Source organism: Glutamicibacter sp. NPDC087661 (assembly GCF_044743275.1).
In the GTDB taxonomy this organism is placed as follows: domain Bacteria; phylum Actinomycetota; class Actinomycetes; order Actinomycetales; family Micrococcaceae; genus Glutamicibacter.
In genome coordinates, this window is sequence record NZ_JBIUWE010000004.1 from 75,474 (window position 1) to 96,455 (window position 20,982).

Below are 20,982 nucleotides of genomic sequence, written 5' to 3' on the forward strand. Positions count from 1 at the left end.
AAAAGTCTTCGGTGGATATCTGTGGTGGCGGCGGCCGGCTAGATATCCAGGAAGCGCACGTCCTTGGCGTTCTGCTGGATGAAGTTACGGCGGGACTCGACGTCCTCGCCCATCAGCACGGAGAACACCTCGTCCGCGGCGGCCGCGTCATCCATGGTGACCTGGCGCAGCGTACGGTGCTCCGGATCCATGGTGGTGTCCCACAGTTCCGAGTAGTCCATCTCGCCCAGGCCCTTGTAGCGCTGGATGCCGTTGTCCTTGGGCAGGCGCTTGTTGGCGGCCTGGCCGGCAAGCAGCTCCTGGTCGCGTTCCTTGTCGGTGAACACGTAGTCATGCGGCGCATTGGACCACTTGATGCGGTACAGCGGCGGGGCTGCCAGGTAGACGTAGCCGTGCTCGATCAGCGGGCGCATGAAGCGGAAGATCAAGGTCAGCAGCAGCGTGGTGATGTGCTGGCCGTCCACGTCGGCATCGGCCATCAGCACGATCTTGTGGTAGCGCAGCTTGGCCATGTCGAACTCTTCGCCGATGCCGGTGCCGAAGGCGGTGATCATCGCCTGCACTTCGGCATTGCCCAGCGCGCGGTCCAGGCGGGCACGTTCCACGTTCAGGATCTTGCCGCGCAGCGGCAGGATGGCCTGGGTGTGCGGGTCGCGTCCGCGCTTGGCGGAGCCGCCTGCGGAGTCGCCCTCCACGATGAACACTTCGCACTCGGCAGGGTTCTTCGAGGAGCAGTCCGAGAGCTTGCCCGGCATGCCGAAGGATTCCATCGGCGACTTGCGGCGGGCGTTGTCGCGGGCCTTGCGGGCGGCCATGCGGGCCTGCGAAGCCAGTTGGGCCTTGCGGATGATGTCGCGGGCCACGTTCGGGTTGCGCTCGAACCAGTCGCCCAGTTCCTCGTTGACCACGCCCTGGACGAAGCCTCGGGCCATCGAGTTGCCCAGCTTGGTCTTGGTCTGGCCCTCGAACTGGGGCTCGGAGAGCTTGACCGAAATCACGGCGGTCAACCCTTCGCGGGCGTCCTCGCCGGTGAGGTTGTCGTCCTTTTCGCGCAGGATCTTGTTATCGCGTGCGTAGCGGTTGAGCAGGCCGGTCAGGGCCGCGCGGAAGCCCTCTTCGTGGGTGCCGCCTTCATGGGTGTTGATGGTGTTCGCGTAGGTGTGCACGGATTCGGCGTAGGCGCTGGTCCACTGCATCGCGATTTCCAGGCTGATGCCGCGGGCAGCATCTTCGGATTCGAAGGCGATGACCTCGTCGTGGACCAGTTCGATCTTCTTGGCGGCGTTCAGGTGCTTGACGTAGTCCAGCAGGCCGTCCTTGTACAGGTAGTCCACCGTGCGCGGCTTGACTACCTGGTTCTCGATTTCCTCCTCGACCTCGGCCTCGGGCTCTTCGTTGTCCTGCACTCGCTCATCGGTGAGGGTGATGCGCAGGCCCTTGTTCAGGAAGGCCATCTGCTGGAAACGGGCGCGAAGCGTCTCGAAATCGAATTCGGTGGTCTCGAAGATTTCCGGATCCGGGTAGAAGGTCTGGCTGGTGCCGGTCAGCTCGGTTTCTTCGCCCTTGGTCAGCTCCTGGACGGTGTGGCCGCCGTTGCCGAAGCCGATGCGCCACGCATGGCCCTGGCGGCGCACGATGGTGTCGACCTTCTCGGACAGGGCGTTCACCACGGAGATGCCCACACCGTGCAGGCCGCCGGAGACCGCGTAGCCGCCGCCGCCGAACTTGCCGCCTGCGTGCAGGATGGTCATGACAACCTCTACGGTTGGCTTGCCCTCGGTTGGGTGGATGTCTACTGGGATGCCGCGGCCGTTATCTTCACAGCGCACGCCGCCATCGGCCTGCAGCGTGACGTTGATGGTGTCGCAGTAGCCAGCCAGCGCCTCATCGACGGAGTTGTCGACGACTTCGTAGACCAAGTGGTGCAGGCCTCGAGGGCCGGTGGAACCGATGTACATGCCCGGGCGTTTGCGTACCGCTTCGAGTCCTTCGAGGACGGTAATATCCTGGGCGCCGTAAGTGTGTTCGACTTTGGAAGTCATCGATTCCGCGGGGGCTTGGCTTTCAGCCGGTTCCTGCGGTGAAGCATTTTCGGTAGACACGGGTGCTACGAACTCCTCGGATTTGGCGCGCGATTGCCCGCTGCGATGGATTCAGCGCGTCAGGCAATCATGGTCTGGAGGGACACCGCCGCCGGGCAAGCCCGCAGCGGAGTCATTTCACTACCTCTAATTCTACCGCGTAGACCAAAATAAACGGTGACTTTGAGGCCTAAATCGCCCACCAAAAGCTGCTAATTGACGTTCTGAGGCAGTTGGGGCGATCAAGTGTGGGGGGATCCACCCTCCGGGTCCGTGAGTGCGCCATATGCCGTGCCAGCAATTTCTACCCGTATGTGTCGCGTGGACCCCGGCCGGCCACCGAACGCATGCCATGGCGCCAGGAGGGAGCATTAGGCCCGAGCACCTTGATCACGGTGACGATCCCGGGACCCAACTCGGCATCGAATTTCTTCAGAATATCGTGGCTGAGCAGGCGCATTTGCGCAGCTCTCGCTGTTGTATCGCAGCGCATCACCACCACCGTGTCTTCAAAGGATTCCGGCTTGCAGTGCTTCGCGTTCTCCACGCCAATGATGTCGGGCCAGCGGCCGAGTACCGATCCGACCGCGACCTGGGTGTTCCAGCCGCGGGACTTGGACAAGCGGGAGACTACTTCGCCGATGGCGCGCGGATCGCGGATCGCCCCCTCGGCGGATTCCGGCTTTTCAGCGGCGAATCCGCGGCGGGAGGCTTTTCGCTTGCGCACTTTGTCCATGCGCGCCGCATCTATGCGCTTCTCGCCACGTTCTTCGGCGAGCTTCCGCATGCGGTTGAGCAGTGCTTTGGCCGCATCGATCTCTGGATCGAAGCGGTGTTCATCCCGTTCTGATGGCTCATGCATCGACAACCTGGCCAGGGGAGACCTGGAAGAAATGTCCCTTCAGTGCTTCTGGAACATCTTCGACAACGGCGGCGGTCACCAGAACCTGCTCGGCTCCGGCAACGATATGCGCCAAACGATCACGACGGGTGGTGTCCAGTTCGGCAAAGACATCATCAAGGATCAGGATGGGTCCGGAACCTGGGCGCGGATCGTCATCGCCGAAAACACGGTAGGCGGCAAGGCGCAGGGCCAGGGCAAAGGACCAGGTTTCCCCGTGCGAGGCATAGCCCTTGGCAGGGGTCGGTCCCAGGATCAGGGTCAGATCGTCCCGGTGCGGTCCAAAGAGCGAAATTCCGCGGTCGACTTCCCGACTGCGATTAACTTCAATGGCGTTCAGCAGCAGTTCCTGGATTTCTTCTTGGTCCAAGGATTCAAGGTCCTCTGCCGGAAGGCTGTTTTCATCGAGTTCGCCCTCGAGCGAGGACCGGTAGACGGCGCGCGCTTCCTTCGCGCCATCGGCCAAATCCGCGTAGGCGGCCTGCATGTACGGGCGAATCAAGGCCAGGACGTCAAGGCGTCCGCGGATCAATCGAGCGCCCGTCAAGGCCAACTGCAGATCCCAGGCCTTGAGGGTGTTTTCCTGCGAGGTGCTCAGCTTGGACTTGCCGCGGATGGATTTGAGCAGGGCATTGCGTTGCTTCACGATGCGGTCGTAGTCGTTCTTGGTGCCGGCTTCTACCGGGCGCAGGGCTACCAGGAGCTCGTCCAAGAACTTGCGGCGGTTGGACGGGTCGCCCTTGATCAGCGCCATGTCCTCCGGGGCGAAGAGCACGGTGCGCACCATGCCCAGGATCTCCCGAGCGCGAACCGGGTTGGCCCGGTTGATGCGGGCACGATTGATCTTGCCACTGGTGATTTCGACCTCGATCACTGTGGTTTGCGGGCCGCGATGCACGGTGCCGCGGATCAGCGCGCGCTCAGAACCGAAATGCAGCAAAGGGGCGTCATTGCTCACGCGATGCGAAGAGAGATTGGCCAAATAGCCAACGGACTCAACGATATTGGTTTTGCCGACGCCGTTGGGGCCGATCAGAACGTTGATCCCAGGGGCCAGGTGCACGTCGGCCTGCGCATACGAGCGGAAGCCCGTGAGTGAAAGCTGCGAGATATACACCGAGGTCCTGACAGAAAGAAGGTGGTGGATGGCTTTAGCCATCCACCACGAAATTGGCTTAGTTCGAGTTGGGCAACCGAACCGGCATCACGAGGTAGCGATACTGGTCCTGGTCATCCTCATCCAGCTTCTTCTGGCCGGTCAGCATGGCCGGCTTGGGCGCACTGGTGAAGGAGAAGCGCACGAAATCGGTATTGAAGGAGTTCAGGCCTTCGGACAAGAAGGTCGGGTTGAAGGCAACGACGATGTCTTCGCCGCGAAGAGACGCAACAATAGCTTCTTCAGCCTGCGCGTCTTCGCCGGTGCCAGCATCCAAGGTCAGCTGGCCATCGGTAAAAGCCATGCGAACTGGGGTATTGCGTTCGGCAACCACCGATACACGACGAACAGCTTCCATCAGCTCGCTGGTGCGAACGGTGGCATGGATTGGGGTGTCGCTTGGGAACAGCGAGCGGATCTTCGGGTATTCGCCATTGATCAGCAGCGAAGTGGTCCGGCGGTTGGAGCTTTCGAAGCCAACCATTTCTCCGTTCTCGCTCATTGCAAGCTTCAGCTCGCCAGAGCTCGAGAGAGTCTTGGCAACTTCGTTGAGGGTCTTGGCTTTGATCAGGAAGGAGGTCGAGATTTCTGCCTGGTTCGGAGTCCAATTGAGTTCACGCAGAGCCAGACGGTAGCGGTCCGTGGCCAAGAATGTGATCAGGTCATTTTCAATTTCAACCTTGATGCCGGTGAGAACTGGCAAGGTGTCGTCCTTGGACGCCGCAACGATAACCTGCGATACAGCTTCGGAGAATGCTTGGCCATCGATAGTGCCGGCGATAGCTGGAAGTTCAGGCAGGGTTGGGTATTCATCAACTGGCATGGTGGCCAGGTGGAATCGTGAACGGCCACAGGTCAGCGAGATCTTCGAGCCTTCGGTCTCCAAGGTGACCGTCGAGTTAGGCAGCGATCGGGTGATCTCAGCCAAGAGCTTGCCGGAAACCAAGATCGAACCCTGCTCAGAAATGTCCGCGGGAATCTCAATATGCGAGGAAATCTCATAGTCGAATCCCTCGAGCCGAACCAGGCCTTCATGGGTGGTGATGAGAATGCCAGCCAAAACAGGTGATGGTGGTCGCTGTGCCAGGGACCGGGCAGTCCAGGATACGGCGTCTGCCAATACATCCTTTTCAACGCTGAACTTCACGAAAAATCCGCCTTTCGGAACCCATAAGTCTTAAGTCAGGCCAAGAAGGTTGTTCCCTCGCCAAGTTCTTAAGCATAGAGCAGGTAATTGCACGTTTTATCCATCTAATCTTGCCACGCCCTGATAGCGCAACGTCTGCTCAATGAACGAAGTGTGGACGATGCAACAAAAAATTGTTCTGCACAGGATTTGGCTCGAGGGTGTGGAGTGGACTCGTTATTTGGATGATTAAGGGTTTAAAGGAGAAGTGTTAATAACCCTTGTGGATACTGTGGATAAGGCCTGCAACCCCAGACCCGCCCACGATTGTGCATGTGAACAATCTGTGGTTGAACATGAGACTCAGTTCCATCATCCTGTTGATACTCAGTTCCATGATTTTTAACGTCCACATGGTTTGCGCACTTATCCGCAGGTCGTCACCAAATCATCCACAGTCTTATCCACACCTGTGATTTCTCGCCGCTAGTGCTCCCGCTGGCTCTGCTTAATCCGGTTGGTTAGCTCGGTGACCTGATTAAAGATCGCTCGGCGCTCGGCCATGAGCTCACGGATCTTACGATCCGCGTGAATCACGGTGGTGTGGTCGCGGCCGCCAAGTTCTGCACCAATCTTCGGCAGCGACATGTCGGTAAGCTCACGCAGCAAGTACATGGCGATCTGGCGCGCGGTGACCAAAGTACGAGTTCGCGACTTGCTGTTCAGCTCATCAATACTCAGTCCGAAGTACTCTGCGGTCTGCTTGATGATGGTCGACGGCGTGATTTCCTGGGCCCCGTCTTCGCTGATCAAGTCCTTGAGCACGGTTTCGGCCAATGCAAGGTCCACGGGCTGGTTATTCAGCGACGCGAAAGCGGTGACACGGATCAAAGCACCTTCGAGTTCCCGGATATTCGTGGAAATACGCGAAGCAATGTACTCCATGACATCACTTGGAGCTGAAAGATTTTCAGCGTCGGCCTTCTTACGCAAAATCGCAATACGCGTCTCCAGCTCTGGTGGCTGAATATCGGTCAGCAGGCCCCACTCGAAGCGCGAACGCATGCGGTCTTCGAATCCCTGCAGCTGCTTGGGAGGCAGATCAGAGGTGATGACAACCTGCTTGTTGTGGTTGTGCAGCGCATTGAAGGTATGGAAGAACTCTTCCTGGGTAGCGTCCTTGTTGGCCAAGAACTGAATGTCGTCAATGAGCAGAATGTCGACATTGCGGTAAGTCTGCTTGAAACTTGCGCCCTCGTCGTCGCGGATCGAGTTGATGAAATCATTGGTGAACTCTTCGGAGTTCACGTAGCGCACGCGGATGCCCTTGTAGAGATGGCGTGCGTAGTGGCCAATGGCATGCAGCAAGTGAGTCTTGCCCAGACCTGAATCACCATAGATGAACAGCGGGTTGTAGGCCTTGGCCGGCGCTTCGGCAACAGCAACGGCTGCGGCGTGGGCAAAGCGGTTCGATGAGCCGATCACGAAGGTGTCGAAAATGTACTTCGGGTTCAGCCGGCCGAACTCCTGCGAATTCGATGGGGGAGTTGGCTGCGGTGCTGGCTGGGGGCGCGGACCAGGAGTCTCAACGACTGCTGGAGCTGACGGCGCGGCGGCTTTGGCTTCAGGCTCATCTTCTTCGAGCTCATCCGAGAGCGAGAGATCAACGCTGACGGCGCAACGGATCTCGTCCTGGAAGACTTCTCGCAGTGCTTCATCCAGCGGCTCGCGCAGCTGAGTCTGCAGAATATCGCGGGTGAGGTCATTGGGTACCGCAACTAAGAGCGTCGTACCGATTAGTCCCTGAGGTTTAGCCAGCGATACGAAGGCACGGTAACGCGCCTTGACGCGATCATCATCCTCGATCTTCCGGATGACTTGGCGCCAAGAGCTACCAATGCTATTGGTTTCGTCGCTGCTCACTAAGGGCGCCCCGCTTCCGTTTAAATGCAATCTTGGTCACAAGAATCCTGTTTCCAGGCTTCTGAAACGTCGTTTTCTGGACCACGTCTGCATTGATTCTATCCATCATCCACACAGTTATGCACAGCTCCGTGGAAAAACCGGGTGTTATTACTGTGGAAAACGGGTTTTCCCTTGAAATCAAGCGTTTTTCGCTGCGAGATGACTAGCTGTTTTGCGGAAAACTGTGAATTTTCTTTCGTTATGCACAGCCTTAATCCACAAGTCTGGGGTAGATTATTCACAGGCCGACTCTCGAAGTAGGGAGCATGGGCAGAACTCGTGCGCCAATTTGACCTTGCGCGCATAGTTTTCTATTGTTATTCAGTCCTATGCGCATCTTTTTGCGACTTGCTCATTTTTGGAAGAGCCCGCGAAAAAAGCGCATTTTATAAAAAGCACGAGCGTCATCCTGTTGTTATCCAGCTAGCTAGTAACGGGTAGTACGCATCATCTAAAACGTTTTGGAGTGTCACCGTGAGCAAGCGGACTTTTCAGCCTAACAACCGTCGTCGTTCGAAGAAGCATGGCTTCCGCCTTCGTATGCGTACCCGTGCAGGTCGTGCCATCCTTTCGGCACGTCGCGGCAAGGGTCGCACCGAGCTGTCCGCATAAATTTGCGAAACAGCTCTTGGCAGCATGACTTCAACGAGCTCAGCTAAAGAGCAACCCGAAGCCGATGTTGCCTAAGAATCAGCGACTGCGCCTAGCGCAAGACCTTACAGCCACTGTACGTTCCGGCGTCCGAAGCGGACGCCGGAACGTCGTGCTATATGCACGGCACCGAGAAACCGAAGAGTTCCTTGGTGACAGGTTTGGATTCATTGTTTCCAAGGCTGTAGGTATTGCCGTTAAAAGGAATCTCACCAAACGACGAATGCGGGAAATCGCCCACGAGCTGCGGCGCGTGGACGGCGACGTCGATTTCGTCTTCCGTGCACTTCCTGGCGCCGCCGAACTCTCTTGGGAAGAACTCAACTCCCAGGTCAATTCAGCCTTCTCCGCTGTTTTGCGCAAGATTGAGGCGCGCTGATGCGTAAGGACTTAGCTCCGCGTAGCGGTTTGCTGTGGTTCATCATCGATATCCCACGCAACATCGTTATCGGGCTGCTCAAGACTTACCGAAAACTCATCTCGCCACTATATGGCGATGTATGCCGATACTTTCCTAGCTGTTCTGCCTATGGGCTCGAAGCAGTGACTCAGCACGGCGTTGTCAAAGGCGCCGGATTGACCACTTGGCGGATTCTCCGATGCAATCCGTGGTCCCACGGAGGCGTCGACCACGTTCCTGAGGGACCGAGGATTTGGCCAGAAGGCAAACTGCCGAGGATCATAGTTCTGAATCATCCTGTGATTCCCGACGATGAAGACGCCGCGGAAAGCGGCCGCAAGGAGCTCGACCACTGATGAACAACTTCCTAGACACGATACTGACTCCGTTTACGTACGTAGTCTCGTGGGTTCTGTGGGCATTCCACGAACTGTTCACCGCGATTGGAATGAACGGGGATTCGGGTGTTACCTGGACCTTGTCGATCATCTTCCTCGTGCTGCTGATCCGTACTTTGCTGATCCCAGTGTTCGTCAAGCAGATCAAGTCCCAGCGCGCGATGCAGGCACTGCAGCCTGATCTGCGCAAGCTGCAGGCCAAGTACAAGGGCAAGACCGACCAGATGTCGCGCCAGGCTATGGTTCAGGAGCAGCAGGCGCTGTTCAAGAAGCATAAGACCAACCCGCTGTCTTCCTGCTTGCCCCTGCTCGTGCAGATGCCGTTCTTCTTCGCGCTGTTCCGCGTTCTGAACGAAGCCTCCCGCGCCAGCGATGATGGACGTTCGATCGGCGCTCTGTCCGCTGAGCACATCCGCAGCTTCGACAATTCCTCGATCCTGGGCGCTCCGCTGTCCGAGACCTTCTTGGGCACCATCAATTCCGGTGCCATCAACTGGGCAGTGATCATCGTTGCGGTGGTCATGATCCTTGCAATGACCGCATCGCAGTTCTTCACCCAGCGACAGCTGATGACCAAGAACATGAGCAAGGAGGCCCTCGAGGGCCCGTTCATGCAGCAGCAGAAGATGATGCTGTACATCCTGCCCCTGGTCTTCGGTATCGGTGGTATCAACTTCCCAATCGGTGTGCTGATTTACTGGACCGCTTCGAACCTGTGGACCCTGGGCCAGCAGTTCTGGGTTATCCGCAACAACCCGACCCCTGGTTCGGAAGCAGAGCGCGAACTTAACGCTCGCCGCGCCGCCAAGGGCCTGCCTCCAGTAGGCGTGAAGAAGGAAGACGCTGATGCCGCTGCCGCCGCCGCGGCAGAGCAGCAGGCCAAGGGCCAGCGTGAACAGCCGCAGCGCAAGAACCGTCGAAAGAAGAAGTAGCCATGACTGCAACTGAGAACATCGACGCACCAGAACTGGAAAACCAGATCGAAGACGACCAGGAAGTTCTGGACGAGGGCGACGTCGCCGCCGACTACCTCGAAGAGCTTCTGGACATTGCAGATCTGGACGGCGATATCGACATCGAGATCCGCGGTGGCCGCACCTACATCTCGATCCTTGCCGAGGACGCAGACGCCTCGTTGGAGAGCCTCGTAGGCAAGGATGGAGAAGTCCTCGATGCCCTCCAGGAACTCACCCGGCTGGCAGTGCTCACTGCTACCGGTGAACGTTCGCGCTTGATCCTGGATATTGCCGGCTACCGCGCAGAGCGCGCAGAACTGCTCCGCAAGATCGCTGAAGATGCTATTGCGTCGGTACGCGAAACCGGCGAGAAGACCCACTTGGATCCAATGAGCGCCTACGAGCGCAAGCTCGTGCACGACGTGATCGCCGATGCAGGACTGCACTCGGAATCCGAGGGTGAATCGACCCGACGCCATATCGTTATTTCGGTACTGGACAGCTAAGAACCATCACGCGAGAGCGTGCTGATCGACCTAAGGACCAACGACCATGACTGAGGACCTCAGCCTTACTGCAGAAGAGACCCTGGCTGCCGAGAAGATCTTCGGTGACCGCCTGGATCTTGCCAAGCGCTATGTGGAGCATCTGGCGACCTCGGGCATTGAGCGCGGGCTTCTTGGCCCACGGGAAGTACCCCGTCTGTGGTCCCGTCACGTGCTCAACTGCGCCGTGATCGAAGAGGTCATGGAGAAGGACGCCGAGGTAGCCGACGTAGGCTCCGGTGCTGGCCTTCCAGGGCTCTGCTTGGCAATTGCCCGCGCGGACCTCAAATTGACGCTTATTGAGCCTCTGGAGCGCCGCTGCATCTGGCTCTCCGAGGTTATCGATGATCTGGGTCTGGACAACGTCACCGTGATGCGTGGCCGTGCAGAGCAGATGGTCGACGTCGTCAACGCACGCTATGTCACGGCCCGTGCCGTATCTGCTCTGACCAACTTGGCTGGACTGACTATTCCATTGCTACACGGACAGGGCGAGCTCATCGCCATCAAGGGCCGCTCCGCTGTCGAAGAGATCGCTAAGGCTACCAAGGCGATCCGCAAGCTTGGCGGCAGGGAAACCGAAGTGCTCACTGTGGGCGAAAGCATCCTTGCAGAGCCAACCACGGTGGTTCGCATCAAGGTTGGCTAAGGTTGACGCGATAGTCTGTTAAATAGTTATAGAAGCGAAATGGCTTTCATCCTCATAGTTTTCGAGGATGAAGCCATTTCGCAATCTGAATGACTTGTTTTGAATGTTTCACGTGAAACATTATCGGTGCACGCCATGAGCATTAGGTGCATCAATTCACGAGGAGGAGTTTTACCTTTGTCTAAGACTAAGGATTCATCGGATAGCGCGTTTGATTTCAACGACTCGTCCTCGCCTTTGGCTACTCAGATAGCTAGTGAACATCGTCGTCGCGAAGCTTTGGAGGCCCGCAAGGTGCCAATGCCTGAGAAGACCCGCTATTTCACCATTTCCAACCAGAAGGGTGGCGTAGGCAAGACGACGACCACGGTCAACCTTGCCGCCGCCCTAGCCAAGGGCGGGCTAAACGTCCTGGTCATTGATATCGACCCGCAGGGCAACGCTTCTACCGCGCTGGGCATTGAACACCACGCTGAAGTAGACAGCATTTATGACGTGTTAATCAATGATCTTCCATTGGCTGACGTAGTAGCTACATGCCCAGAGTTGCCAACCCTGCAGGTCGCTCCTGCAACCATTCACCTGGCAGGCGCTGAAATCGAGTTGGTTTCATTAGTAGCCCGCGAACAGCGCCTGCAGCGCGCCCTGGATGACTACGCGCGTACCCGCCAGCGCAAGGGGCTGCCTCGCTTGGACTACGTCTTCATCGACTGCCCGCCAAGCCTAGGCCTGCTGACCGTTAACGCCTTCGTTGCCGCTCGTGAAGTTCTCATCCCAATCCAGTGCGAGTACTATGCGCTCGAGGGCCTGAGCCAGCTACTGAAGAACATTGAAATGATCCAGAAGCATTTGAACTCCAAGCTGACGGTTTCGACGATACTGCTGACCATGTACGACGGTCGCACGAATTTGGCCGCGCAGGTCGCCAACGAAGTCCGTGAGCACTTCCCAGAGCAGGTGCTCAAGGCCGTCATCCCTCGTTCGGTACGAATCTCTGAAGCGCCGAGCTACCAGCAGACCGTCATTACTTATGATCCAAATTCGACTGGTGCATTGTCGTACTCCGAAGCAGCCGTAGAGATGGCTGAACGAGGCGCGTAAGACCTTATAAATACGTTTCACGCTGGAAAAGATCATCCCCTTAGATTTTCGTTTGTTTTTCCAGATCTATCTGATGCGGATGCGAGATTCGTACGGTGAGAGCCACGGCTGACGCACTGTGCGCATCCCCGGTTCAAAGCCAAAAAACAGTAGACTAGTCTCGGGCTGAAATTTCGGATGAAAGGGCGTGCGAAGAACATGGCAGATAAGAAGCGGGGATTGGGCAGGGGACTGGGTGCCCTTATTTCCAGCTCACCGGCGACGGCGGCTCCTGAGGAAAACCAGAATGTTTCACGTGAAACAGCTCCTGTAGATCCGGCCGCGGAAGCGTCGAAGTCGCGCGCTACACGTCCTGTCGATATGTTCTTCGAACCGGGACGCAAGTCCTCGGCACCTAAGGCGCCAACCACTCCCGCAAAGCCGGCAAAGCGCGCTCGCGCAACTATGCCTGGCTTGAATACAACTCTTGGGGGAAAGAATACCTCTGCACCTCAGGAAGACGCATCAGCTGAGAAACCAGCACCTAAGAAGACCGAGCCGCAACCTGTAAAATCAGACTCTCCCGATCTTGTCGAAGTTCCTGGCGCACAGTTCGCTGAACTCGACGTCCAGCTGATTCACCCAAATCGCAAGCAGCCGCGTACCAACTTCGATCAGGAGCACATGGATGAACTCATCCATTCGATCCGCGAAATTGGATTGCTTCAACCTATCGTGGTCCGCCCTTCCCGCGAGAAAGATGACGCTCCGTATGAGCTGGTCATGGGTGAACGCCGTTGGCGCGCGACACAGGCGGCTGGCCTAGCGACTATCCCGGCCATTATTCGCGACACGCATGACACCGATCTGTTGCGCGACGCCTTGCTCGAGAACCTGCATCGCTCACAACTGAATCCACTGGAAGAGGCCGCTGCTTATCAGCAGCTTCTAGAAGAGTTCAATTGCACCCAGGAAGTGCTTTCAGAACGAATCGGACGATCCCGTTCGCAGATTTCCAATACGATTCGCTTGATGAAACTACCTCCACTCGTTCAGCGTCGTGTTGCGGCTGGCGTTCTTTCTGCCGGTCATGCGCGCGCGTTGCTAGGACTGTCGAACAACGAAGTCATCGAGCAGCTGGCTCAGCGAATCATCAATGAGGGCTTGTCCGTGCGCGCGACCGAAGAAGCAGTGGCACTGAGTGACGACAAGCCACGAAAGCCAGCAAAGAAGGCGCGAGAGACCCAGCGCAATGAACGCCTGGACTTCCTGGCAACTTCGCTCGCGGACCGCTTGGACACTAACGTCAAGATTCAGCTTGGCAGCCGCAAGGGCAAAGTCAGCATCGAGTTCGCTTCGGTGGATGATCTGAACCGCATCATGCAGGTTATTGATCCGACTATGAACTCGTAATTTCATGAACTGGCGCATGTTTCACGTGAAACATGCGCCTTTCTTGTATCTAGAGCCTGTGTTTCACGTGAAACAAATACTCCATGCGAGGTTACTGCCAACCAAGTATGAGGGCGGCACATGGAGACGAATCGTTGGTGGGTAGGAAACCGCTGCTGTCCATAAACGGATACTTATGTGTGCCCGCATAGCTTTCGCATCAAATGGATCATGAACCACAGCAAGCATAAAACTGATTGTTGGCATCCGCCGTTGGCTTATCAAAGAGGGAACGTACATGCCGATGGCATGAGCACGAAGTAGCCACGACGCTGTCCAGAAATGTAGAGAAAGCAGGACACACCGTACCAGGTTCGGGATTGGCACCGCATCGCTGAGCCGAGCCCTTCACCTCGCTTCGTAACCATTCTCCGATGCCTGCTCCTGAGGATCAGCGAGCCATTCAGTTTAGGTCACCGAAATGCCTCCACTTAATGAATTCTACGGAGAACGGGAAGAGGATAGAACGCATGATTCGACCCGCCTGGCTGCGGGAACTACCCCAGCTGATACGGATTTGGGCAGCCAGTATTCTGCTTGGTAGGACATCCGGGGCGATAGGTGCCGCATTTGGTGCACAGTATTCCGGCTACCTTCCAGTGCGAAGGAGAACACAAGGTGCGATCAGTAGAGACACTGATGGTTTTCGCGGTCTATCCCTGCCTGGCTCTACTCCATCTAATGCGCAGTGGCATGTGTCAGCCATGCTTCTTAGATTGTTCGAGGACTGATGTGCAAGGGAGCCAGGATGCTGTCCGCAACTGAGCACAACTCCGAAAACCTTGGACCGAGAAGCCGTATCGGGCGATTCCAAGGGTACGTTTCATCGTTCTTGCTTAGGGCAGATATGCAACGGCGTTGAGTAAGGACTGCATACAGCATGTTCTGGAACAGCAAGATCAGATAGTCAGGCATACCGTGATGACTCTCTGAGCAGCAAGGTGGGCGTATAGCGACGCCACGAGAGCCGGGAGTCGGGTAGGGGAGAGGAAGGCTCGCACGAAGGCCGAGAAGGGCCAAGGAAGGCCGCTATGGACTTATGGCAGGACCAACCGGGGGCAAGTTCGGAGGGGTGCCAACGCTAACTGAATGCTAACCATTGAACGACTTTTGAATATTCACCCCACCTGATCCATTCAACAGACATTCTGAGGGAAGGATCAATGTGGAACAGTACGCAGAGATCCGTCGACTGCATTGAGCAGAAGGCGTGCCAATAACGGCGATCTCGCGGCGACTTGGCATCGCACGTAACACCGTATGTTCAGCATTGGCAGTCACCGAGTCTGCAAATGACCTGCAGACGAAGCGTGGTTCCATCGCTGACGCTTTCGAACCAGAAACCCGCAGGCTGGTCTGCGAGTATCCGCGCATGCCGGCGACGGCCATCGACGAACGAATCGAATGAACGAATTCCATCTCCACGTTGAAGAACCGGGTCGCACTGATATGTCCGGAATACACGAACGTGGGCCCTGCGGACCGGATGTTCCACGAATCAGGGCAAGCCGCGCAAGTGGATCTGTGGTTCCCCAAGCCACGGACATCTGTCGGATCCGACCAGGCTCTGATGCTGCCGGAGCTGATGATGAGGCTGTCGCATTTGAGGGTGTTCAAAGCGCTGATGATTCCTAGCTGGCAATGCCCGGATCTGAGCGTTGGGATGTGGAGCTAGAACGACGATGATGACGCGGTCCTCAAGAGCAGAATCTGGGACCGTGAATCCGCGATTCGGAAGCAAAAGGAAAGACACGGAAGTCAATTCAGTGCTTGCCGAGCCGCTGGCTAGCAGGAGCATTCTGGCTCCACCGAGAGATTCTGAGTTCAAAGAGCAAACCGAATGCAACCAGTTGCTTGAATCCTCTTTCCTTCAGAATCTCAGCAAACAGCTCGACGGGTGTCTACCGAAAGCCAATGTACACCGTTCAGCCCGATCCAGGTCCGGAGCATCGACCGGTCGCCGTAGGCTCTAGGCACAATGATCATCTCGCCTTCGATGCCATCAGTACCGGGCTCAGCCATCGGGCACGATGGAGAAGGACCTATAGCATGAGTCTGGGCCGCAATAATTAATTGGTGCATCCTTCAGACATTGGCCGGATTGTTGATTCCACGGTGACCATGGATAGAGGGTCTGCGGCCAGCCGGTGGTGGCTGATCCTCCGCGGTGCTGGACAAGCTGAATATTGGACTTTTCGAGAGCCGCCAATATTGCGGTTCTGAGCCACCCAGTATTCTGTCCGCGCGCGCCGGTGGTTGCGTCTTGCTGATGGATGAGTGGCTTTTGGATCCTCCAGCCGGCGGGTTGCTGAGAATCATCTTCGAGCTCATAGGGCGGCGGTATGACGCTGCATCCACCATTTTCTGTACGCAGTACAAGCAATCGGATTGGCGTGCCCGGCTGGACGCTGGTGCGTTGGCCGACGCGATCATGGATCATGTCGTGCACGATACGATTTGGGTTGAGACCGGTGGGCGCAACATGTGTGAGGTGTACTCTCGGCCGGAGCATTAGCCACGGGGCGTTGATTCGATGGAATCCTCGTTCAGGACTGCCTGCCGGACTGATGATCCGGCAGGTGGTTCTAAGGGAGACTATTGGGTGGATCTGAACCACAATAACGACTGGCCCAGAAGCGCAATATTGGGTGGCTCTCAAACCACCGAATATTCACAAGCACCAGATGATTACCGATCCGGCACATGTGCAGATTACTGCGTTGTGCGTTGAGCAAGATTCGACGCACAACCGTTATTTGGCCACGACCACGGCTGCGTGGTCGCGTCACGCCAGGTATCGGCCGGCAATAGAATCCCTTGCCTGGACATCCACGACTTTCCTGATGACCAGTAATGCGTACTTCGGAAGAAACGATTGAGCAGTTGGCGAGAGCCATGAAAATGCCATCAATCTGTCGGACGTGCAAGTAGCATGTTGATCCAGCACATGATGAGGGATGGACTCGTGAACCTGCCGGGCCAGGACGGCGATCATCCCGACAGCTATGCTCGTGACCTGTAGAGGACCGCCATGGGCGGTGAATACTAACTCGCGTATTGCGCTGGGTGTCAAAGCCTGCCGGCAGTGGTATCCAATGCTCTTCGATGAACAGCTCTGGCTGCGCGTAAAGGTTGGTGGCGGCGCATCACGGAGGGAAATCGACTCATGAGTTGCTGCGTCTTATGCAATACAAACTGTTGATCATCGTCAAGGTGGATTACATTCCATTCGGTACTGCGGCCGTTGATGCAGCTGATCGTTATTAACAGAAGTCGGTGCTAACCAGGTCCAATCCGCCGATTGTCCGCTGGGGTGAGGCCAATGGTGACGAGGTTGATGCCTCGGCGAATACTGATTGCTTGGTTCACCCTGAGGAGAGGCTGTCTTCGCCTAACCATCCATATCGGGCGAAGAACCGTCGGGTTTGCTGACCAATGCCGAGCTGGCGTAGGGAGAATTGGACGGTACAGGTCCGATTCCGTTTGACGATAAGAAGGCGATTTTCAGTTGGTGTTGCGGGCATGACCGGAACTTCTTATGTCGAATGCGCCATGCCGTGCGATGGGGGAGTGGTACTAGCCCTTCCCGAAGCCATTACGCGCACCCTGAGCCAGGGCACGCTGATGAGAAGCAACGACTCCATTAAGATTCCTGACGCAGGTGTGGGATTAACATTGGTGCGCACCCTTGCCGAACCGACATCCAGATCTCTAGAAATCCGAGTTCGAGCTGTCATGAAATCGTGTCACCGTCTCTCGAATTTCTTGAATCGGCGACTGCGACTGGTGGGGGGGGCGGAACCGCAACATGAACACTGAGAGCAGCTGCCTTGAAGCAACGTTTCACGTGAAACATGATCCAGACCACCCTTCGAACCTGCTGACGTCTGCGAAGCGAAACGTGTTTCACGTGAAACATTAACCTGACCGCCCTTTGATTGTCCTGAATTCAACGATGCGCTTGGTGTTTCACGTGAAACAACCAGAACGACCTGAAAGCACATGCAGGGTTGACGTTGCACAGAATGGAGCGGCCACGCACGACCTGGGCACCCCGCCCCCGAGATGAATAGCTAATGATGCTATACCCACTACCCGCAGGCTGACAGCCTTTGCTGAGATGAGGCATAAGAAGCTTGCTGAATACATGCGTAGGCCTGTACGAGCGCCGGAGAGGACCTGTCTGGCCGGTGCCTACGTGAGAGGACAGTGATCAGCCTGCGGCTTGCGGCGCGGACATGAGGAAGTTCGTTCCAGCGCCAAAAACCCGGCGAGCACGCACGGCGTGCAGGAAAGTAAGAGCGTCGCGAGATGCCGAGGGATAACTTGACCCTTGGTCTCATACGCGCGGAAGGTGAAGCCTGGATACGATCGTCCAACCACTTCAACGCCAGCAGCTGACAGGAGGAAATGACGCCAAGGCCCTAGGGAGGGGTCGAGCAACAGATGGCCAGAAAGCCTTAGGAGTGACTTATGAGGCTGCAGAAGCGCGTCCTAGTCGGATGTATGGGTCTCCGGGAGCCCTGTCGGGCATGAGCGGCCCGGCAGCGCTCCAGATCCCGCTCATGAGCAAGGTGAGCGAAGGGAAATCCAGAAGGATCACAACCTTCAATCCAAGAGAGTAGGAGGATTAGCGGTGAAATAGGTTCACTAGAGTCTCCGCAAACCCGGCTCAACCCGCTCCTGCTTTTGTCCCGGTTCGAAGGAACTATTCACTAGAAAAAAGCCCCAAGGTAAATAGCGCGGGAATTCGGACCAAGCTGTCCATGCACCAGCCGCGCAATAGGTAGGCATGATGCCGTGGAGTGCGAAGCCCCAGGTGCCGAAGCCCGTAGTAGTGATCAACCTAAATTTCTCAGGGTTGGAGAACTGGGCGAAGACCTCCATTAATTGAAAGGCAAGAGAACCTGAAGGAGGGAAGCGTGTGAATGAAAGAACTTATATGTGGGGTTAGTACTGGCCCTCGGGGAAACCGACTTCCCGAAAGATAGGTAGCGCGCTGTTCAGAGTTAGTTGATTGCACTAGGACCTAGTGCAGAATTGCAATGACCTGATCAGAGAGAAACCCCTCCGATCACTAGCAGATTGGAGATTCAGGCCTTCTCTTCGCGAGTCGACAGTAGGGCAACGAGCATGAGTCTAAGGCCTTTGTCCCTGATGCAGGTTCTACCGGCAAGCTTCGCCCCGATGGGTATGAACAGCTATTCAGCGATGATGTGGCTCGTTCGCTCCACGGCAATCGACCTCAGATTCATTCAATCTTCGACAGGTCGCACCTCATCATTACCCAGCGGCCCATGTGACAGTTGCGCAGTGGGTGATGACGTATCGGCACGAAACATGGTTTGGGCCGCAGCAACTGACTTACGACAACAACTCACAAGCCGAAAGATTCTGTTCTGCTTACTGCGTGCCAGTTTAGCCAGAGAACGTCCTCAGGAACTCGTTGCTGAACCGTTCGGACTTTGGAGGAGATAGCATCATGGATTCTGACGATTGACGGCGAAACAGTAGGCTCAGTGAGCAACCAGTGGATACGCGGAAGGGGAGTGCTCCGCTAATTCCCTGGAACTCCGTTAGCCCTGGCAGTTCTCACTGCGCGTTGAACCCTCCCCAATAATCAAGACCAAGAGATGCTGTTCCAGCTAAAGACGCCCATGAAAACTGAGTGTCGCGGCGACACGGGGATGCGGCAGTCGGCATGGCCTGGATTATCCATGGACAGAATTTGACGCAATTTCGACCGGAAGCGGATAGTCCCATGAGGAATTGGTTTTGGCTGCCTCTCAGAAAGCACATCCAATCAGCTAGCATGTGCGGCGTATCCGGATGCGTTTCCGCGGCCCTTCACAGTGCAGTCTGGAATTGTGGGCCGAAGTTGAAGGGCTAGAAATACGGCGATCGCGGATCGCTGAATTTTGCATAGGACATCAAGATTCAGAATTCGGGAACCTGTCTAGGTGGCCAGAGAAACGATCAAATGCGAACCCGAACTTGCCGGGTCCATTGCTGAGCATGAAATGCGCATCTTGGCTGATGGGTGCCAAAGAACTGTGCAAAGCGTCATAGAACAGAGCCAGAATCATAAAAACAAATATTTTACCTTGGATATTCGCAACAGCATGTCAAAAGGGCCTTCAGATGAAGAACCGGCTCAACCTGAGCTGGGGTAAGGCTCGGAAACGGCCAGAAAACGAAAGCAAGTGAACTTCTCGCGGCGCCACGGTTAAATAAGAAGTGGGGACCAACCTTGCGGTTGATCCCCACTTCAATCATGTTCTTGGCTTACAGGTATTCTGCGAAGTCCTTTTCGATGACAGCCTTCGGCTTGGCACCGATGGAAGTAGCGACATGCTCGCCGCCCTTGAAGACGTATACGGCTGGGATGCTGGTGATGCCGTACTTCGCGGCAATTGCCTGGTTCTCATCGACGTTGACCTTCACGACGTCGACCTTCGCAGCGTGCTCTTCTGCGATCTGATCCAGGATTGGACCGAGCTGGCGGCAAGGGCCGCACCATTCAGCCCAGAAATCGACGATCACTGGCTTGTCGGCATCCAGGACATCGGCCTGGAAGGTTGCTTCAGTTACTGCTTTTGCGTTGCTCATGAGAGACAACCCCTTTCTGAGAAAACTATTAGGCGGTAGCGAGGGTTTCGGAAACGTTGGCCAGGTAGTGCTCCACGTCCTGGGCCGCGGCGCAGCCCGAGCCGGCCGCGGTAATGGCCTGGCGGTAGGTGGAATCGATGACGTCGCCGGCGGCGAAGACACCTGGCAGCGAGGTCTTGGATGTGCGGCCTTCAACGGCGATGGTGCCTTCGGAAGTCAGCTGCAGCTGGTCCTTGACCAGATCCACGCGTGGGTCGTTGCCGATGGCCACGAAGATACCGGTGACATCCACGGTGGATTCTTCGCCGCTGGTGCGGTTCTTCACAACCAAGCCTTCGACCTTATCGGCACCGTTGATGCCGATGACTTCGGAGTCCCAGATGAATTCGATCTTCTCGTGGGCCAGGGCGCGGTCGGCCATGATCTTCGAAGCGCGCAGCTCGTTGCGGCGGTGCACGACGATGACCTTGGAGGCGAACTTGGTCAGGAACAGCGCTTCTTCCATGGCGGAGTCGCCACCGCCGATCACGGCGATGGTCTGGTCGCGGAAGAAGAACCCGTCGCAAGTGGCGCACCAGGAGACGCCATGGCCAGAGAGGCGCTTTTCGTCCTGCAGGCCCAGCTCGCGGTAGGCGGAGCCGGTGGAGACGATGACAGCACGAGCACGGTAGATGGTGCCGTCAGCCAGGGACAGCGTCTTGATTTCGCCTTCGAGGTTCATTTCGGTGACGTCGTCGAAGAGGATCTCGGCGCCGAAGCGTTCGGCTTGCTTCTGCATGTTGTCCATCAGGTCTGGGCCCATGATGCCCTCGGGGAAGCCTGGGAAGTTCTCCACGTCGGTGGTGTTCATCAGTTCGCCGCCGGCAGTGACTGAGCCGGCGATGACTAGTGGGTTCAGATTCGCACGGGCGGTGTAAACCGCGGCGGTGTAACCGGCCGGACCGGAGCCGACAATGATGACGTCGCGGATTTCGTCGTTCTGTGCTGAAGTCACGGGGGTAGAACCCTTTCGT

General features: G+C 56.7%; 17 protein-coding genes. 10 read left to right on the top strand and 7 right to left on the bottom strand.

Annotated elements, in window-relative coordinates:
• Positions 1-38 precede the first annotated feature (38 nt).
• The 5 genes from gyrB to dnaA form a co-directional block, all read right to left on the bottom strand.
• Positions 39-2,042, bottom strand: coding sequence for a DNA topoisomerase (ATP-hydrolyzing) subunit B (gene gyrB, locus ACIOTN_RS11835; protein WP_219844139.1), 2,004 nt, complete (start codon positions 2,040-2,042; stop codon positions 39-41).
• A 343-nt stretch (positions 2,043-2,385) separates the two neighbouring features.
• Positions 2,386-2,943: a DUF721 domain-containing protein gene (locus ACIOTN_RS11840; RefSeq protein WP_402735397.1), complete on the bottom strand. Its 558-nt coding sequence runs from the start codon at positions 2,941-2,943 to the stop codon at positions 2,386-2,388.
• Positions 2,936-4,099, bottom strand: a complete 1,164-nt coding sequence (gene recF / locus ACIOTN_RS11845; RefSeq protein ID WP_105658691.1) for a DNA replication/repair protein RecF — start codon at positions 4,097-4,099, stop codon at positions 2,936-2,938. The genes ACIOTN_RS11840 and recF overlap by 8 nt, the downstream gene beginning before the upstream one ends.
• A 58-nt stretch (positions 4,100-4,157) precedes the next feature.
• Complete coding sequence (gene dnaN / locus ACIOTN_RS11850; protein WP_105658692.1) at positions 4,158-5,285, bottom strand: DNA polymerase III subunit beta; 1,128 nt, start codon at positions 5,283-5,285, stop codon at positions 4,158-4,160.
• A 465-nt stretch (positions 5,286-5,750) separates the two neighbouring features.
• Positions 5,751-7,187 (bottom strand): chromosomal replication initiator protein DnaA, encoded by a 1,437-nt coding sequence (gene dnaA / locus ACIOTN_RS11855; RefSeq protein ID WP_105658693.1) that lies wholly within the window; start codon positions 7,185-7,187, stop codon positions 5,751-5,753.
• Positions 7,188-7,703: 516 nt separating this feature from the next.
• Here dnaA and rpmH point away from each other — a divergent pair.
• The 10 genes from rpmH to ACIOTN_RS11905 all read left to right on the top strand — a co-directional run bounded on the left by rpmH (position 7,704) and on the right by ACIOTN_RS11905 (position 15,875).
• Complete coding sequence (gene rpmH, locus ACIOTN_RS11860; protein WP_075972541.1) at positions 7,704-7,841, top strand: 50S ribosomal protein L34; 138 nt, start codon at positions 7,704-7,706, stop codon at positions 7,839-7,841.
• Positions 7,842-7,905: 64 nt separating this feature from the next.
• On the top strand, positions 7,906-8,259 hold the full coding sequence (gene rnpA, locus ACIOTN_RS11865) for a ribonuclease P protein component (protein WP_105658694.1): 354 nt from the start codon (positions 7,906-7,908) through the stop codon (positions 8,257-8,259).
• Positions 8,259-8,636 (top strand): membrane protein insertion efficiency factor YidD, encoded by a 378-nt coding sequence (gene yidD / locus ACIOTN_RS11870; RefSeq protein ID WP_402735398.1) that lies wholly within the window; start codon positions 8,259-8,261, stop codon positions 8,634-8,636. The genes rnpA and yidD overlap by 1 nt, the downstream gene beginning before the upstream one ends.
• Entirely contained in the window at positions 8,636-9,610 is a 975-nt protein-coding gene (gene yidC, locus ACIOTN_RS11875; protein WP_105658696.1) for a membrane protein insertase YidC, read from the top strand. Before yidD ends, yidC begins: the two co-directional genes overlap by 1 nt.
• A gap of 2 nt (positions 9,611-9,612) precedes the next feature.
• The gene (locus ACIOTN_RS11880) at positions 9,613-10,140 is read left to right on the top strand and encodes a R3H domain-containing nucleic acid-binding protein (protein WP_133833763.1); all 528 of its coding nucleotides are present in this window, start codon (positions 9,613-9,615) and stop codon (positions 10,138-10,140) included.
• A 46-nt stretch (positions 10,141-10,186) separates the two neighbouring features.
• On the top strand, positions 10,187-10,828 hold the full coding sequence (gene rsmG / locus ACIOTN_RS11885) for a 16S rRNA (guanine(527)-N(7))-methyltransferase RsmG (protein WP_105662203.1): 642 nt from the start codon (positions 10,187-10,189) through the stop codon (positions 10,826-10,828).
• 177 nt (positions 10,829-11,005) lie between these two features.
• A complete protein-coding gene (locus tag ACIOTN_RS11890; RefSeq protein WP_402735399.1) occupies positions 11,006-11,929 on the top strand; it encodes a ParA family protein in 924 nt (307 codons plus the stop codon).
• A 198-nt stretch (positions 11,930-12,127) separates the two neighbouring features.
• Positions 12,128-13,321 carry a ParB/RepB/Spo0J family partition protein gene (locus ACIOTN_RS11895; RefSeq protein ID WP_332486933.1) on the top strand — a complete coding sequence of 398 codons (1,194 nt, stop codon included), beginning with the start codon at positions 12,128-12,130 and terminating at the stop codon, positions 13,319-13,321.
• Positions 13,322-14,630: 1,309 nt separating this feature from the next.
• On the top strand, positions 14,631-14,768 hold the full coding sequence (locus ACIOTN_RS11900; protein ID WP_402735400.1) for a hypothetical protein: 138 nt from the start codon (positions 14,631-14,633) through the stop codon (positions 14,766-14,768).
• 759 nt (positions 14,769-15,527) lie between these two features.
• Positions 15,528-15,875, top strand: coding sequence for an ATP-binding protein (locus ACIOTN_RS11905; protein WP_105656614.1), 348 nt, complete (start codon positions 15,528-15,530; stop codon positions 15,873-15,875).
• A 3,770-nt stretch (positions 15,876-19,645) separates the two neighbouring features.
• Here the strand turns inward: ACIOTN_RS11905 and trxA are convergent.
• Together trxA and trxB are read right to left on the bottom strand one after the other, a co-directional pair.
• Positions 19,646-19,969: a thioredoxin gene (trxA, locus tag ACIOTN_RS11910; protein ID WP_105656613.1), complete on the bottom strand. Its 324-nt coding sequence runs from the start codon at positions 19,967-19,969 to the stop codon at positions 19,646-19,648.
• A 28-nt stretch (positions 19,970-19,997) separates the two neighbouring features.
• A complete protein-coding gene (trxB, locus tag ACIOTN_RS11915) occupies positions 19,998-20,963 on the bottom strand; it encodes a thioredoxin-disulfide reductase (protein ID WP_332728257.1) in 966 nt (321 codons plus the stop codon).
• Positions 20,964-20,982: the final 19 nt, after the last annotated feature.

Bases quoted from the DNA above. Each gene is read 5' to 3' on its own strand.
- gyrB (WP_219844139.1), bottom strand. From the start codon at position 2,042: ATGACTTCCAAAGTCGAACACACTTACGGCGCCCAGGATATTACCGTC.
- ACIOTN_RS11840 (WP_402735397.1), bottom strand. From the start codon at position 2,943: ATGCATGAGCCATCAGAACGGGATGAACACCGCTTCGATCCAGAGATC.
- rnpA (WP_105658694.1), top strand. From the start codon at position 7,906: ATGTTGCCTAAGAATCAGCGACTGCGCCTAGCGCAAGACCTTACAGCC.
- yidD (WP_402735398.1), top strand. From the start codon at position 8,259: ATGCGTAAGGACTTAGCTCCGCGTAGCGGTTTGCTGTGGTTCATCATC.
- yidC (WP_105658696.1), top strand. From the start codon at position 8,636: ATGAACAACTTCCTAGACACGATACTGACTCCGTTTACGTACGTAGTC.
- ACIOTN_RS11880 (WP_133833763.1), top strand. From the start codon at position 9,613: ATGACTGCAACTGAGAACATCGACGCACCAGAACTGGAAAACCAGATC.
- rsmG (WP_105662203.1), top strand. From the start codon at position 10,187: ATGACTGAGGACCTCAGCCTTACTGCAGAAGAGACCCTGGCTGCCGAG.
- ACIOTN_RS11895 (WP_332486933.1), top strand. From the start codon at position 12,128: ATGGCAGATAAGAAGCGGGGATTGGGCAGGGGACTGGGTGCCCTTATT.
- trxA (WP_105656613.1), bottom strand. From the start codon at position 19,969: ATGAGCAACGCAAAAGCAGTAACTGAAGCAACCTTCCAGGCCGATGTC.